The following is a 12,892-nucleotide window of genomic DNA, read 5'->3' as shown; positions in this document are numbered from 1 at the left end:
AATGCACAGAAAATACTCGGCACAGAAAATAATGGGCACAGGAAATATCTGGATCAGGAATATCGGAATCTTGCGTGGGCTCTATCGGCGTCCCGCTGATCTAGTCCCTGTGGTTTTCCAGCCAGTCGGCAAGCGAACGGCGGTTTGCGGCGCGTCCATGCATAGGCTCAGCCATGCACATGGAGTTGAGGACGGCTTCCTGCGTGGCTTCTGCCGCTGCGCGAAACAGTGTGTCTATGCGGTTTTCGTTCAACACGGCGATCTCGATGACATCGCGCGTTTCATCATGGTCGAAAGTCACTGCCGTTGAAAAGCCAACGGCAATATCGCCGCTGCCATGCCCCCAGAACGCACCGAGACGCGCCAATCCTGCGCCGCAGCGACGGGTCACGCGCTTCAGCTGCCGGTGTTCCATGGGAACATCCGTCGCAAGCACCAGAATGACTGAACCTTTCTCCGGTTGCGATTCCGCCTTTGGCGAAGGCCTGCGCCCGTCCGGGAGAACCAGATCACCGGCGCGGCCGAAATTGGTCAACGCCAGAATGCCAAGGTGATGGACCTTGCCGTCGAGTTCGAACTGGCGCGAGGACGTACCGATACCGCCCTTGAAGCCAAAGCAGCTCATGCCGGTTCCGGCACCAACATTGCCTTCAGCCACAGCCGCTCCGGCGACCTTCAAAGCTTCCTGCGCGTCCAGTTCCGTGACGGCCATTGCCTGAATATCGTTGAGCGGCCCATCATTGCACTCCAGAACGACTGGATTGACGGTTGATGTGGTGCGGCCAATGTCGGGATTGGCCGCAATAGCCTCGCGGATAAGCGCATTGGCACAGGTTCCGACGCCGAACGTATTGGTGAGCAGGATCGGCGTTTCCAGCGTGCCCAACTCCTCAACCTGCACGAGGCCGGTGCTCTTGCCAAACCCGTTGATGACATCACAGGCCGCCAGCACCTTGCGGCGATACATGTTGCCTTCATGCGGGATGATCGCCGTCACGCCGGTATTGATATCACCATTGCGCAAGGTGTGGTGGCCAACACGCACGCCCGGAACATCGGTGATAGCGTTGGTCTCGCCCGGCTGCATGATGCCGCAGATGATGCCGTAGTCGCGTGCCTTGCCTGTCATGGTCACTATTCTACTATCTGGAGAAGGTCATCATCGCTGACCAATTGTCGGAATATAGTCAAGATATCTGTGAGCCATGTTGCAAACAAGTCGATGAACAGTATTCAATGTTGGAGTACCGGCTCCGCTCCCGTGCGAGCCATATCCATGTAGATCTCCTGCAAACGGCGCGTTATCGGGCCAGGCTTGCCATCAGAAACCGTATGATCCTGAATACCGATGATCGGCGTCACAAAGCTTGATGCACTCGTGAGAAATGCTTCCTTTGCGGCCTTCGCCTCATCCACTGTGAACAGGCGCTCTTCGATACGAAGATTCTGTTCTTCCGCGATCTTGATGACGGCGCGGCGCGTGCAGCCGGGGAGGATTGCATGCGAATTTGGCCGCGTTACCAGAACGTCGTCATTGGTGATGATGAACGCCGTCGATGAGCCGCCTTCGGTGACGAAACCGTCCTCCACCAGCCAGACTTCATGAAAGCCGTTGCTCTTCGCCTGCTTCTTCGCCAGCACCTGCGCCAGAAGCATGACAGTCTTGATGTCGCGGCGTGCCCAGCGCGTATCGGGCGCAACATCCACACGGACGCCATTCTGGACCGATGGCGAATTGGCAAGGTTCTTCGCCTGCGTGAACATGACGAAATTCGGCTGGATGTCGTCGGTATAAACGAAATCGCGCTCCGCTTCGCCGCGCGTCACCTGCATATAGACGACGCCTTCATGCAGCCCGTTGCGGATGATCAGTTCGATCTGCGCCGCACGAATGGCGTCAAGAGAAGCAGGCAGAGGAATTCCGAGTTCCCTGACGGACCGTTCCAGACGGGCGAGGTGAAGCTCGTTATCGACGAGACGGCCATCGATGACAGCACTGACTTCGTAAATCCCGTCACCAAAAAGAAAGCCGCGATCGAACACCGACACCTTCGCTTCGTTCTCAGCTACGAAGGCGCCGTTCAAATAAATTACCCTGGCCAAAACACGTCCCCGGACATCTGTGTGATTGATTGAGCGCATCCCGAAAGCATGAAGCCTTTTTCGGATCGAATGCGCGTTTAACAAGCTCTGACGCGACGGTAGGGAAAAACTTTTGGAGCCGCCAATGCTATGTTTTGCAATAACTATGCAGAAATTGCATAAGGGGTAAGGCAGCAAGTGAGTAGGGCAGTAAGGCAGTAGGTAGAGGTCTCGTTCGAGCCGAACCAAACATACTGCCCTATTGCCATACTGCCTTATTGTCCATTGCATGAAAGGCCCCGATACAATGGAACTGAAATGGCTGGAAGACTTCATCGCGCTGGCGGCAACGTCGAGTTTCTCGCGTGCGGCCGACACCCGTCACGTAACGCAATCCGCGTTTTCCCGCCGCATCAAGCAGCTCGAACTCTGGCTGGACGTGACACTGGTCAATCGTGCGACCTTTCCCGCCGAACTGACCCGCGAAGGACGAACCTTTCTGCCTGTCGCACAGGATACCGTTCGCCAGTTCTATAATACGCGCAAGGCGCTGCAGCCAAGCCGCGAGGTTCAAAACCCGGTCCTCACATTTTCTGCGTTGCATACACTGACCGTCACGTTCTTTCCGCACTGGCTGAAACAGATCGATGATGACATAGGCGGCATCCGCTCCTTGCTCAGTCCGGATCGGGGCGGCTTCGAGGATAATATCGCCACGCTGACGGAGGGCGAGGTACATTTCTTCCTGACCTATGCGCATAACTCGGTGCCAATCCTCATCGACCGCACGCAGTTTCCATATATTGTGCTCGGCACCGAGCGCCTGATGCCCGTCTCGCACCCTTGGCCGACAGGTCCGATCCTTGATCACGCAATTGCCAGCGGGGAACCGTTGCCATATTTGAGCTATGGCGACTTTTCCTTCTTCGGCGCCGCCTTATCCCAGAAATTTGCATCCGGCACCGCGTTCAAGCGCCAGGTGGTTCACGAAAACACCATGTCGATTGGTCTCAAGGCGATGGCGCTTGCGGGCTGGGGCATGGCCTGGCTGCCCGAAAGCCTGATCTATGACGAGTTGCAGCGGGGCGAACTCGTGCCAGCCTCAACTGATCCCTATTGGGATTTCACAGTCGAGATCCGCATCTATCGTCATGATGCGGCACTTCCGACCCATGCCGAGAGCTTCTGGGAATATTTGCAGGCAAAAGATCGGGCAATTTCCGAAAAGGGCAATTGACAGCGACCCATCGTCAGCGCTGTAAAAGACAGCACACACGCAGCCGTTAGTAGGGGACATATCGCGGCATGAAAGTTACCATCGAACAAACGCTCGATCAGGCGGGTACGGGCGCATTTCAACGCGGCCTTCTTGGCGTTTTCGGTCTTGTCTGGGCAGCGGATGCCATGCAGGTGCTGGCGGTCGGCTTTACCGGTGCGGCCATTGCAAAGACTTTCGGTCTGACCGTTCCACAGGCATTGCAGACCGGCACGCTGTTCTTTCTCGGCATGCTGATCGGTGCCGCAGTGTTTGGAAGACTGGCCGATAAATACGGTCGCCGTCGGGTTCTTCTCATCACAGTCGCCTGTGACGCGGTGTTCGGATTGCTTTCGGCATTCGCGCCAAGTTTCGGCATTCTGCTTGCCTTGCGCTTTATGACGGGTGTGGCTGTCGGCGGAACTCTGCCGGTCGATTATGCAATGATGGCGGAATTCCTTCCCGCCAAAAACCGTGGCCGCTGGCTGGTCATGCTCGAAGGTTTCTGGGCTGTAGGCACAGTTATCATTGCACTTGCTGCATGGGCCACGAGCCTTGCCGGTGTCGAGGATGCCTGGCGCTATATCTTCATCGTCACCGCCGCACCGGCTCTGATCGGCATCTGGCTGCGCCTCTGGGTGCCGGAATCCCCGATGCACCTTCTGAAATCGGGGCGTCCAGAAGAAGCAAAATCGGTGATGAACCGCGTGCTTCGCCGTAACGGCAAACCGGAGCTGCCACCGAAAGCACGGCTCGAAGCTCCCCTCATGGTGACGGGCGAAAAGCTTCTTTCGCCAAATCTGCGTCGGCGTACGCTGACCACGCTGGCGATCTGGTTTCTCGTTTCTGTATCCTATTACGGCATTTTCACCTGGATACCGGCAAAGCTTGCCGGCGATGGTTTCGGCTTCGTCCGCGGCTATGGGTTTCTTGTCGTGGTTGCTCTGGCGCAATTGCCGGGCTACGCGCTCGCTGCCTATGGTGTGGAGGCGTGGGGGCGCAAAAAGACACTGATCGCCTTCCTGTTCATCAGCGCTGCTGCCTGCGCTCTCTTTACGGTAGCCAACAGTTCGGCGGTTATAGGCTCATCCATCCTCATCATGAGCTTTGCTCTGCTTGGCACATGGGGCGCGCTCTACGCTTTCACACCGGAACTTTATCCGACAGGATTGCGCGCAAGCGGAATGGGAGCGGCAGGTGCGATGGCTCGCCTTGGCGGCTTGCTAGCGCCGTCTGCGCTGGCGCTCGTCATCAGCCAGAGCTTCTATGTTGCCGTAGCGCTGTTTGCCGGACTTCTGGCGCTGGCTGGCATCATCGCCTTCTTCATCGATGTGGAGACACGGCAGAAAGCGCTGAACTAAGGCCTGTGGGGATTCATCGTGAATTTATGACGGCCGCCGCGAGGTAGATGATAGCAGCGAAGCTACGGTCTGTTTTGCAGGCACGCATGGCGATGCGTTTGAATTCTTTGAGTTTGCAGAAGAAGTTTTCAATCAAGTGTCGCCATTTATACATTTCGGTGTCGAGCGGGATGGGTATGGCGCGGCGCGGGTGCTGGGAAATGACGATCCTGGCACCACGTTCATTAAGATCGGCGATAATGTCGTTGCTGTCGAAAGCTTTGTCTGCGAGCAACGCCCCAAACTCGACACCTTCGATCAACGGTGCAACACCGACGCTATCGAAACGATTGCCTGGCATCAGGCGGAAGCGAACGAGGTTGCCCAAGGCGTCGGTGAGTGCCAATATCTTGGTCGTCAAGCCGCCTTTGGAGCGGCCAATGGCCTGGCTCAAAGTCCCCCTTTTGCGCCCTGTCCATGACGATGAACCTTGACGATGGTGGCATCGATCATGGCGTACTCCATGTCAGGCTCCTGCGTCAAAGCATCGAAAATCCGCTTGAAAACATCCGCTTCGCGCCAATCACGAAATCGCCGGAACGCTGTGCTCCAGTTACCAAAATGGGATGGCAGGTCGCGCCATGGACTGCCTGTTCGGACAATCCACAGCACCGCCTCCATGAATAGTCGATTGTTCCTGCCGCTGCGTCCGGGATCCGTGATCTTGCCCAGGCAGTGCGGCTCCATCTTCGCCCATTGGGCGTCCGTCAGTACAAAGCGATCCATCCACAGTATGAATCACATCTGCTGATAAATGGGAATCCTAAATCCCCACAGACCTTAGAGCATATCTCCCAAAAGCGGGAACCGGTTTTGGGAGAAAGACACGCATAAAAATGAGCCCGGAAATCAACTCATATTCCGGGCTTATTTCATTATATTTCAGTAATTTATACGATATTCTTTATCCATTGCTTTCGGTAGACAGCATAGGCCTCATTATCCGGTCTGAAAATCCTGCCGTTTTTCTCGGGCACCGTTGCCCCTGCAAGCAATCCGGCACCAAGGGACGTGCCGGTCGATCCCGTTACAGCTTCGACTTCGTGCCCGGTAAAGCTCGACAAAGCTTCCAGATAGACGGAGTTTCCCGCAAACGGACCTTCAACGATAACCGGACCTTCGGCCCCCAGCAAATGGAGGCAGGTTTCCGTCATGAGCGCCGCATAGATACAGGCGGTAACGTAACGCTCTCCGTCGCTGGCCGTGTCAGCGTTGATCCAGCGAAGGCTGGAATTTGGATAAGGGCCGCAACCGGGTACGGCTGAGGGCAAAGCCATGGTTTGCTGCGCCAGAACCTTTGTTACAATTTCGGACAGGTCGGCATAGGGCGATGCTGTCAACCCTTCGGTCATCAGATCGAATTCACGCCCGCCCATATAACGCGCCGAAGGTACAGCCCGCCCATAGACATCGACATTGGCCAGCGTATCGCGCTTCGGGTCCAGCTGGTCGAGATTGCCGCCAACGGCAAAGCTCACCACCCAAGTGCCCGTCGAAACCACCGAAAACGGGCCTTTGCGATCCATCAGATGCGCCAGCAGCGATGCGTTGGAATCGTGAATGCCGCAATGCACCGGAACGGAGGAGGGCAGTCCAATCTCCGTCACAATCTCCGGCAGCAGAGCGCCAAGCGCATCGAAGGCGGAGCGCAGAGGCGGGAACTTTTCGCGAATGTCCAGTCGGTCAACAAGCGTCGAAAAAGCAGATTGCTTCGGTAGCCACAAATCTGTGTGACAGCCGAGCGACGTCACTTCCGATGCGGCAATGCCGGTCAGACGCCAGGCCCAATATTGCGGATAGGTGAATATGAAATGCGTGCGCGCAAAATCGGCGGGAAAGACCGTCTTCAGATAGTGAAGCTGCGCACCGAGATTGAGGCCGAGCGACAGGGTTGGCGAAAACGTATCGCGAAAATCAGGCTTTATGGCCGCATAGGCGGTGCGGATTTCGGCTGGATATTCGTGTTCATAGTCGAGAACCGGCATTGCCAGCGTGCCGTCTCTGGCAACGAGGGCTGCCGACGCGCCGTGCGTGGTGATGGAAATGGCATCGAAACCCGGCTCCCGCGCAAATCCCGCGAGACTTGCCAGAAAGAAGCGCCATAACGCCTCGATATCATAATGCGGATAAGGTCCGTCGCGCAGAACGGTGTTCGGCATGCGGCGCGCGGCAATTTCCTCGCCGCCTGCTGCGTCGAGCACGACGACTTTGGCATTGGTCTTGCCGATATCGAGAATGGCGATGCGCTTCATGACATGTGAAACACTGGCTTGAGATCGACAGAAATCGGCGAATTGTCAGAGTTCGTCGCCATGATATCGGCCATATGCGCCCACCATTTCTGCATCACGGGATGGTCGGGCAGGGCCGCCATGCCGTGACCGGCGCTGCGCGTCAGCACGCCAAACAGGCTATTCGTCTCTTGATCGAGATAGATGGCATAGTCCGACACGCCAGCCCTGTGCAGAAGTTCGACCAGTTCCGGCCAGATTTCGTCATGGCGGCGGCGATACTCCGCCTCCATGCCGGGATTAAGCTTCATGCGAAATGCATAGCGTTCAGCCGTCATGCCGCGCGCCTCGCTCTGAACTGCCGGATGAGGATCGGCAGGGAAATGGTGATAATCAGCAGAAGGCCGATGAAGATCGACATGACGATGCCCGGCACATTGAGAAGCCCAAGTCCGAAGGTCACGAGACCCATCACGAAAGCCGCAATCACCACACCGACAATGGTGCCCGATCCGCCAAGGATCGATACGCCGCCCAGCACGACCATGGTCACGATTTCCAGTTCCCAGCCCTGCGCGATGGAGGGGCGCGTGGAGCCGAGGCGCGAGGTCAGGCAGACGGCGGCGATACCGCTCATCACGCCGGTCATCAGGAACAGCACGAATTTGGTTTTCTCGACCGGAATGCCGGAAAAGCGCGCCGCGAATTCATTATTGCCGATGGCATAGACGCGGCGCCCGAAGCTGGTGGCATGCAGCAATACGCCGAACAGCACGGCGAACAGAACGAACAGCACGAATTCGAACGAAAACACCCAGAACACGTAGCCCTGTCCGAAATAGGCGAATCTTTCCGGATAGCCGCCAAAGGCCTGATCGCCGAGCACGATATAGGAAATGCCGCGGAAAAGGCTCATCGTGCCGATGGTCACGACGATGGACGGCAGTTTCAGCCCGGCCACCAGCCCGCCATTGATCGCGCCGCAGACAAGGCCGGTGCCAATGCCGATGGCGACCAGACCCGGCGTGCCGACGCCCGCCTGCGCCGCCGCGCCCATGGCGGTTGAGGAAAGCGCGATGATGGCCGCGACCGAAAGGTCGATTTCACCGGAAATGATGAGCAGCGTCATCGCAAAGGCGATCAGTGCCTTTTCGGTGAAGTTGAACGTGGCGTCGGAGAGGTTCCACGCATCGAGGAAATAGGGCGAGGCGAAGGAATTCGCGATGAAGATCGCAATCGCCACGCCAAGCAGCAGCATTTCCCAGCTTGCAAAAATGCGCGAGAAGGGCGTGCCGAGGCGGTCTGGAATGTGACGGCGCTGGTCGTTCGTACGGGTCTCGCTCATGCCGCAACCTCCTCATAAGTCTTCGCGGCCTTGTCGCGCAGGATGATGCGTCCGCGCCGCTTTTCCTGCCGCGCATTGAAAATCACCGCCAGAATGATGACGGAACCGGAGATCGCCATCTGCCAGAAGGGCGATATGTCGATGACCGGCAAAGCGTTCTTGATGACGCCGAGGAACAGCGCGCCCAGAACCGCGCCGGCCACCGTGCCAATGCCGCCAAGCGTCGAGATGCCGCCGATTACGCAGGCCGCAACGCTGTCGAGTTCGAAACCGGCGGCCACATCCACATAGGCGACGGCATAGCGCGACACCCAGAGATAGCCGCACAGTCCGGCGAGCGCGCCCGAAAGCACAAAGGCGAAAAAGCGTGTGCGGCCAACATCGATGCCGGTATAGACGGCAGCGGTCGGATTGCCGCCGGACGCATAAAGGGCGCGGCCGAAGAATGTCCGTGTCAGCAGCACATAGACGAGCGCGACAATCAGGATTGCCGTCCAGCCAAGCAGCGGCAGGCCGAGAAAAGGCGTGCGCGGTGTGTTGAGGAAAGGGGCTGTCATCTGATGGGCATTCACCCATGCGCCGCCGGACAGCACAAAGGCCATGCCACGATAGATAGTGAGCGTGCCAAGCGTGACGACAATCGCCGGAATGTTGAGCTTCCAGACAAGAATGCCGTTGATCGCGCCCAGAACAGCGCCAATGCCAACGGCAAGCACGATCAGCAGCACCAGAGGCAGGTCCGGATAGGTCGCGTTGAGCATCGCCACGGCCATGCCGGTAAAGGCGAGATTGGCGGCGACCGACAGATCAATGGACTTGGTCAGGATCACCGCCATCTGTCCAAGCGCGATGATGATCAGGATCGATGTGTCGTTGAAGATGCCCGCCAGATTGCCGACGCTGGCAAATCCAGGCGCGCGGCTGGCGAACAGGCCCACCAGAAGCGCGATGATGACGAGGAGCAGGAGTTCCCGCTGCTTGAGCAACTTTTTCATCGTCTACTCCGTGTTTCCGGTGGCGGCGCGCACCAGCACTTCCGCATCGAGGCTGGCGCGTTCGAAGACGCCTTCCATGAGGCCCTCGCGCATGACTATCACGCGGTCCGACATACCGATGATTTCCGGCAGTTCCGACGAGATCATGATGATGCTGAGGCCCTCGGCGGCAAGTTCGCTGATAAAGGCGTGAACCGCAGCCTTGGAGCCGATATCGATGCCCTTGGTCGGCTCGTCGAGAATGATGACCTTCGGCTTGGTGGCAAGCCACTTGCCGATGACGACCTTCTGCTGATTACCGCCGGATAGCGTCCCGACCGGTACGGAAAGGGCGGCGGCGCGCAGGTCGAAGCGCTCGGCATATTTGCGCGCCAGCGCCAGTTCTTCCGCCATACGCAAAAAACCATTGCGCGAGGTGCGGGCAAGCGACGGCAGTGACACATTCTGAAAGATCGGCAGTTGCAGCACGGCGCCGTGGCGTCCGCGTTCTTCCGGCACATAGACGATGCCATGCGCCACCGCGTCGCCGGGGCGGCGAATGCTGATCTCGCGATCTTCAAGCGTCACACGGCCACGGGATGGCTTGGTGATGCCGAACAGCGATTGTGCAAATTCCGAGCGCCCGGCGCCGACAAGGCCGTAAACGCCGAGGATTTCACCCTTGCGCAGCTCAAAGGAAATGTCGCGAAACTCGGTCGGGTGCGAATAGTTCTCGACCTTCAGCACCGGCTTGCCGATGGCGACATCCTGCTTGGGAAAGGCCTGATCGACGGATCGTCCGACCATCATGCGCACGATATCGTTCTGCCGCGTATCAGCAAGCGTGCCGTGGCCGACGGCGTGCCCGTCGCGGAAAACCGCATAATTATCGGCGATTTCATAGACTTCATCGAATTTGTGGCTGATGAACAGGATGGCTTTGCCCTGCGCCTTCAACCGCGCCACGATGCGAAACAGGTCGTCCACTTCCTTGCGCGAAAGGGCTGCGGTCGGCTCGTCCATGATGACGATGCGCGAATCCACCGACAGCGCGCGGGCAATGGCGACCAGATGGCGCTGGGCGATGGACAGTTCCTTGAGTTTTATCCGGGCATCGACCGTCGTTTCCAGCGAGGACAGCAAGGCCTGCGAGCGGGCGTAGACGGCCTTCCAGTTGACGAAGCCCAATCTCGTGCGCGGCGCATGGCCGAGATAGATGTTTTCGCCCACCGACAATTCGTCGAAGAGCACGGTTTCCTGATGAATGGCCGTTACGCCGTGATCGGTCGCATCCTGTGCGGTCGCCAGATGCACCGGCTTGCCGTCGATGAGGATTTCGCCTTCGTCGGGCTGGTAAATGCCGGTGAGGATTTTGACGAGCGTGGACTTGCCCGCGCCGTTCTCGCCGATCAGCGCCGTCACCTTGCCGGGATAGAGCGCGATATTGACGTCATCGAGCGCACGCACACCGGGAAATGTCTTGGCAATGCCGCGCATTTCCAGAATGGGTTGATCCGCTGCGGCAAGCACGTTCTGCCCGCCGAGGTGGCCACTGGATTGAAAGCCTGCATTCATCGCAGATACCTGAAATCGATTCCGGGGAGCGGGAGGCGGCATCCGTTCAGCGAATGCCGCCTCTTTTTGTGAATGCGCATCCTTTCGGGATGCGCTTTCCAATCAGAAGACCTTGGAGAACTGGTCGATGTTCGACGCATCGTAGACGAAAGGATCGCTCATCGCGGCTTCGCCGTTTTCGCCGATCTTGATCTTGCCCATGCGTCCGGCTTCGATTTCCGAACCCGGCTTGCCATCGGTATCGCCCTTCACAAGGTGATAGGCGATCTGCGTGGCCGAATAGCCGAGATCGATTGGATTCCAGATGGCGAATTCCTTGGTCGCACCCGACTTGATGGCACCAGCCATTTCAGACGGCAGGCCGAGACCCGTCACATAAACATCGCCGATCTTGCCAGCATCCTTCACGGCCTGCGAAGCGGCCAGAACGCCCACGGTGGTTGGTGCCACGATAACCTTGACGTTCGGGTTCGACTTCAGGAGGCCCTGTGCTTCACGATAGCTCTTGTCGGCAAGGTCGTCGCCATAGACGGTCGTGACCAGATTGAGGCCCGGGAAGTCCTTCAGCTGCTTCTTCATCTCGCCGATCCAGATATTCTGGTTGGTCGAGGTGGTGGTGGCGGACAGGATCGCAAAATCGCCCTTGCCGCCCGGCAGGTGATCGGCAGCAAGCTTCAGGCACATCTTGCCGATCAGCTCGTTGGACGATGGGTTCAGATGCACGATACGGCCAGCCGGAGCGACGCCCGAATCCCACGAAATCACCTTGATGCCGCGCTGGGCGGCTTTTTTCAGCGCCGGCACAACCGCATCGGGGTCGTTTGCCGAAATGGCGATGGCATCCACACCCTGCGCGATCAGGGCATTGATGACCTCGATCTGGCCTTCTGCCGTCGTGGTGGTCGGGCCGGTATAAATGACTTCGACGCCGCCTAGTTCCTTGGCAGCTTCCTGCGCGCCCTTGTTGGCGGCTTCAAAGAAGCCGTTACCCAAAGATTTTGCGACAAGCCCAATCTTCATGTCGGCGGCCTGTGCCTGACTTGCCATGAAGGCTACAGCCAGCGCGGTCCCTAATGCCAGTTTCTTGAAAAGTTTCATGTCTCATTCCTCCCAGTATAAAGACATATGTTTCGCTTGTTCCGGCTCAGGCCACCTCGGCGGAATCCTTCCGTGGGTCGCCCTTGCCAGCATTTGCGGAGACCTGCGCCACGATGAGCCGGATACCCGCATTTTCCACCATCCGCCGCGCCTCGTCCGTAATACCGTCATCGGTGATCAGCGTGCTGACACGGTCGAGCGGGCAAAGAATGAGGCTGGAACGGCGGGTGAATTTCGATGAATCGACCATAAGAACAAGCTCGTCCGCCTGGCCCATCAGTTTTTGTTCGCTCTGGATGATCAGCGCGTCGGATTCCATCACGCCCAGCGGGCTAATGCCCTGACAGCCCATGAACATGCGCCGACCGTAAAAATTACGGATAACATCATTGTCGAAAGGCGAAAGGATCAGGCTCTGATCGCGATAGATCGCGCCGCCGGGCACGATCACCGTGCTTTTCGACTGCCGCAACAGATGTTCGGCAATGGCGAAGGAGTTGGTCAGCACCTGAAGGCGGCGCGCTGTGAGATAATGCACCATCTGGAATGTCGTGGAGCCGCCATTGATGATGATGCTGTCGCCTTCATCGCAAAGCGCCACAGCTTCGCGGGCGATGGCACGCTTGCGATCACCATTTTCCGATTCCGACACCTTGAAAGGTCGCCCCGCCAGACTGGCGAACTGCGGCGGGTGAATGGCTTCGGCCCCACCGCGCACCCGCTTGATGCGGCCCTGCATATGAAGAGATGCAATATCGCGCCGAAGGGTCGCTTCCGACGCTTCCGTCAGCTCCACCAGATCCTGAATGGTAATCACCGGCTTTTCCTGAACAGCGCTCAGGATGATGCGGTGGCGCTCTCTTTCGTGCATGGCTCCTCCTTTCATTTGTATCGGGCATAAATATCGGGAATGTCAATCACAAACAGTCACA

The 12,892-nt window shown here is 57.9% G+C and carries 11 protein-coding genes and 1 pseudogene; 2 read left to right on the top strand and 10 right to left on the bottom strand.

The features are described from left to right. Positions 1-100: 100 nt before the first annotated feature. The gene (locus tag CQZ93_RS20640; protein ID WP_105544417.1) at positions 101-1,129 is read right to left on the bottom strand and encodes a DmpA family aminopeptidase; all 1,029 of its coding nucleotides are present in this window, start codon (positions 1,127-1,129) and stop codon (positions 101-103) included. Between the two features lie 104 nt (positions 1,130-1,233). Then, on the bottom strand, positions 1,234-2,142 hold the full coding sequence (locus CQZ93_RS20635) for a D-amino-acid transaminase (RefSeq protein ID WP_422616105.1): 909 nt from the start codon (positions 2,140-2,142) through the stop codon (positions 1,234-1,236). Positions 2,143-2,389: 247 nt separating this feature from the next. On the opposite strand from CQZ93_RS20635, the gene CQZ93_RS20630 reads away from it, so the two are divergent. Then, complete coding sequence (locus tag CQZ93_RS20630) at positions 2,390-3,319, top strand: LysR family transcriptional regulator (RefSeq protein WP_105544416.1); 930 nt, start codon at positions 2,390-2,392, stop codon at positions 3,317-3,319. A 68-nt stretch (positions 3,320-3,387) separates the two neighbouring features. After that, positions 3,388-4,698: an MFS transporter gene (locus CQZ93_RS20625; protein ID WP_105544415.1), complete on the top strand. Its 1,311-nt coding sequence runs from the start codon at positions 3,388-3,390 to the stop codon at positions 4,696-4,698. A 13-nt stretch (positions 4,699-4,711) separates the two neighbouring features. Here CQZ93_RS20625 and CQZ93_RS20620 read toward each other — a convergent pair. The 8 genes and pseudogenes from CQZ93_RS20620 to CQZ93_RS20585 form a co-directional block, all read right to left on the bottom strand. Beyond that, positions 4,712-5,424 (bottom strand): annotated as a pseudogene (locus CQZ93_RS20620) (IS5 family transposase). 203 nt (positions 5,425-5,627) lie between these two features. After that, entirely contained in the window at positions 5,628-6,989 is a 1,362-nt protein-coding gene (locus CQZ93_RS20615; protein WP_105544413.1) for an FGGY-family carbohydrate kinase, read from the bottom strand. Further along, positions 6,986-7,306 (bottom strand): L-rhamnose mutarotase, encoded by a 321-nt coding sequence (gene rhaM, locus CQZ93_RS20610; RefSeq protein WP_105544412.1) that lies wholly within the window; start codon positions 7,304-7,306, stop codon positions 6,986-6,988. Before rhaM ends, CQZ93_RS20615 begins: the two co-directional genes overlap by 4 nt. After that, on the bottom strand, positions 7,303-8,313 hold the full coding sequence (locus CQZ93_RS20605; RefSeq protein WP_105544411.1) for an ABC transporter permease: 1,011 nt from the start codon (positions 8,311-8,313) through the stop codon (positions 7,303-7,305). Before CQZ93_RS20605 ends, rhaM begins: the two co-directional genes overlap by 4 nt. After that, positions 8,310-9,308 (bottom strand): ABC transporter permease, encoded by a 999-nt coding sequence (locus tag CQZ93_RS20600; RefSeq protein WP_105544410.1) that lies wholly within the window; start codon positions 9,306-9,308, stop codon positions 8,310-8,312. The genes CQZ93_RS20605 and CQZ93_RS20600 overlap by 4 nt, the downstream gene beginning before the upstream one ends. Before the next feature lie 3 nt (positions 9,309-9,311). Beyond that, positions 9,312-10,862, bottom strand: coding sequence for a sugar ABC transporter ATP-binding protein (locus tag CQZ93_RS20595; RefSeq protein ID WP_105544409.1), 1,551 nt, complete (start codon positions 10,860-10,862; stop codon positions 9,312-9,314). 102 nt (positions 10,863-10,964) lie between these two features. Continuing rightward, a complete protein-coding gene (gene rhaS, locus CQZ93_RS20590; RefSeq protein WP_105544408.1) occupies positions 10,965-11,960 on the bottom strand; it encodes a rhamnose ABC transporter substrate-binding protein in 996 nt (331 codons plus the stop codon). Positions 11,961-12,006: 46 nt separating this feature from the next. Continuing rightward, positions 12,007-12,831 (bottom strand): DeoR/GlpR family DNA-binding transcription regulator, encoded by an 825-nt coding sequence (locus tag CQZ93_RS20585; protein WP_105544407.1) that lies wholly within the window; start codon positions 12,829-12,831, stop codon positions 12,007-12,009. Between the last annotated feature and the right edge of the window lie 61 nt (positions 12,832-12,892).

Origin of the sequence: Ochrobactrum vermis, assembly GCF_002975205.1 — a bacterium.
In the GTDB taxonomy this organism is placed as follows: Bacteria; Pseudomonadota; Alphaproteobacteria; order Rhizobiales; family Rhizobiaceae; genus Brucella; species Brucella vermis.
Note: the sequence above shows the minus strand (reverse complement) of the source record. Positions and strands in the feature narration are given on the sequence as shown.

Excerpts from the sequence above, each read along its gene's own strand:
- CQZ93_RS20640 (WP_105544417.1), bottom strand. The coding sequence starts at position 1,129 with ATGACAGGCAAGGCACGCGACTACGGCATCATCTGCGGCATCATGCAG.
- CQZ93_RS20635 (WP_422616105.1), bottom strand. The coding sequence starts at position 2,142 with ATGCGCTCAATCAATCACACAGATGTCCGGGGACGTGTTTTGGCCAGG.
- CQZ93_RS20630 (WP_105544416.1), top strand. The coding sequence starts at position 2,390 with ATGGAACTGAAATGGCTGGAAGACTTCATCGCGCTGGCGGCAACGTCG.
- CQZ93_RS20625 (WP_105544415.1), top strand. The coding sequence starts at position 3,388 with ATGAAAGTTACCATCGAACAAACGCTCGATCAGGCGGGTACGGGCGCA.
- CQZ93_RS20615 (WP_105544413.1), bottom strand. The coding sequence starts at position 6,989 with ATGAAGCGCATCGCCATTCTCGATATCGGCAAGACCAATGCCAAAGTC.
- rhaM (WP_105544412.1), bottom strand. The coding sequence starts at position 7,306 with ATGACGGCTGAACGCTATGCATTTCGCATGAAGCTTAATCCCGGCATG.
- CQZ93_RS20605 (WP_105544411.1), bottom strand. The coding sequence starts at position 8,313 with ATGAGCGAGACCCGTACGAACGACCAGCGCCGTCACATTCCAGACCGC.
- CQZ93_RS20600 (WP_105544410.1), bottom strand. The coding sequence starts at position 9,308 with ATGAAAAAGTTGCTCAAGCAGCGGGAACTCCTGCTCCTCGTCATCATC.
- CQZ93_RS20595 (WP_105544409.1), bottom strand. The coding sequence starts at position 10,862 with ATGAATGCAGGCTTTCAATCCAGTGGCCACCTCGGCGGGCAGAACGTG.
- rhaS (WP_105544408.1), bottom strand. The coding sequence starts at position 11,960 with ATGAAACTTTTCAAGAAACTGGCATTAGGGACCGCGCTGGCTGTAGCC.
- CQZ93_RS20585 (WP_105544407.1), bottom strand. The coding sequence starts at position 12,831 with ATGCACGAAAGAGAGCGCCACCGCATCATCCTGAGCGCTGTTCAGGAA.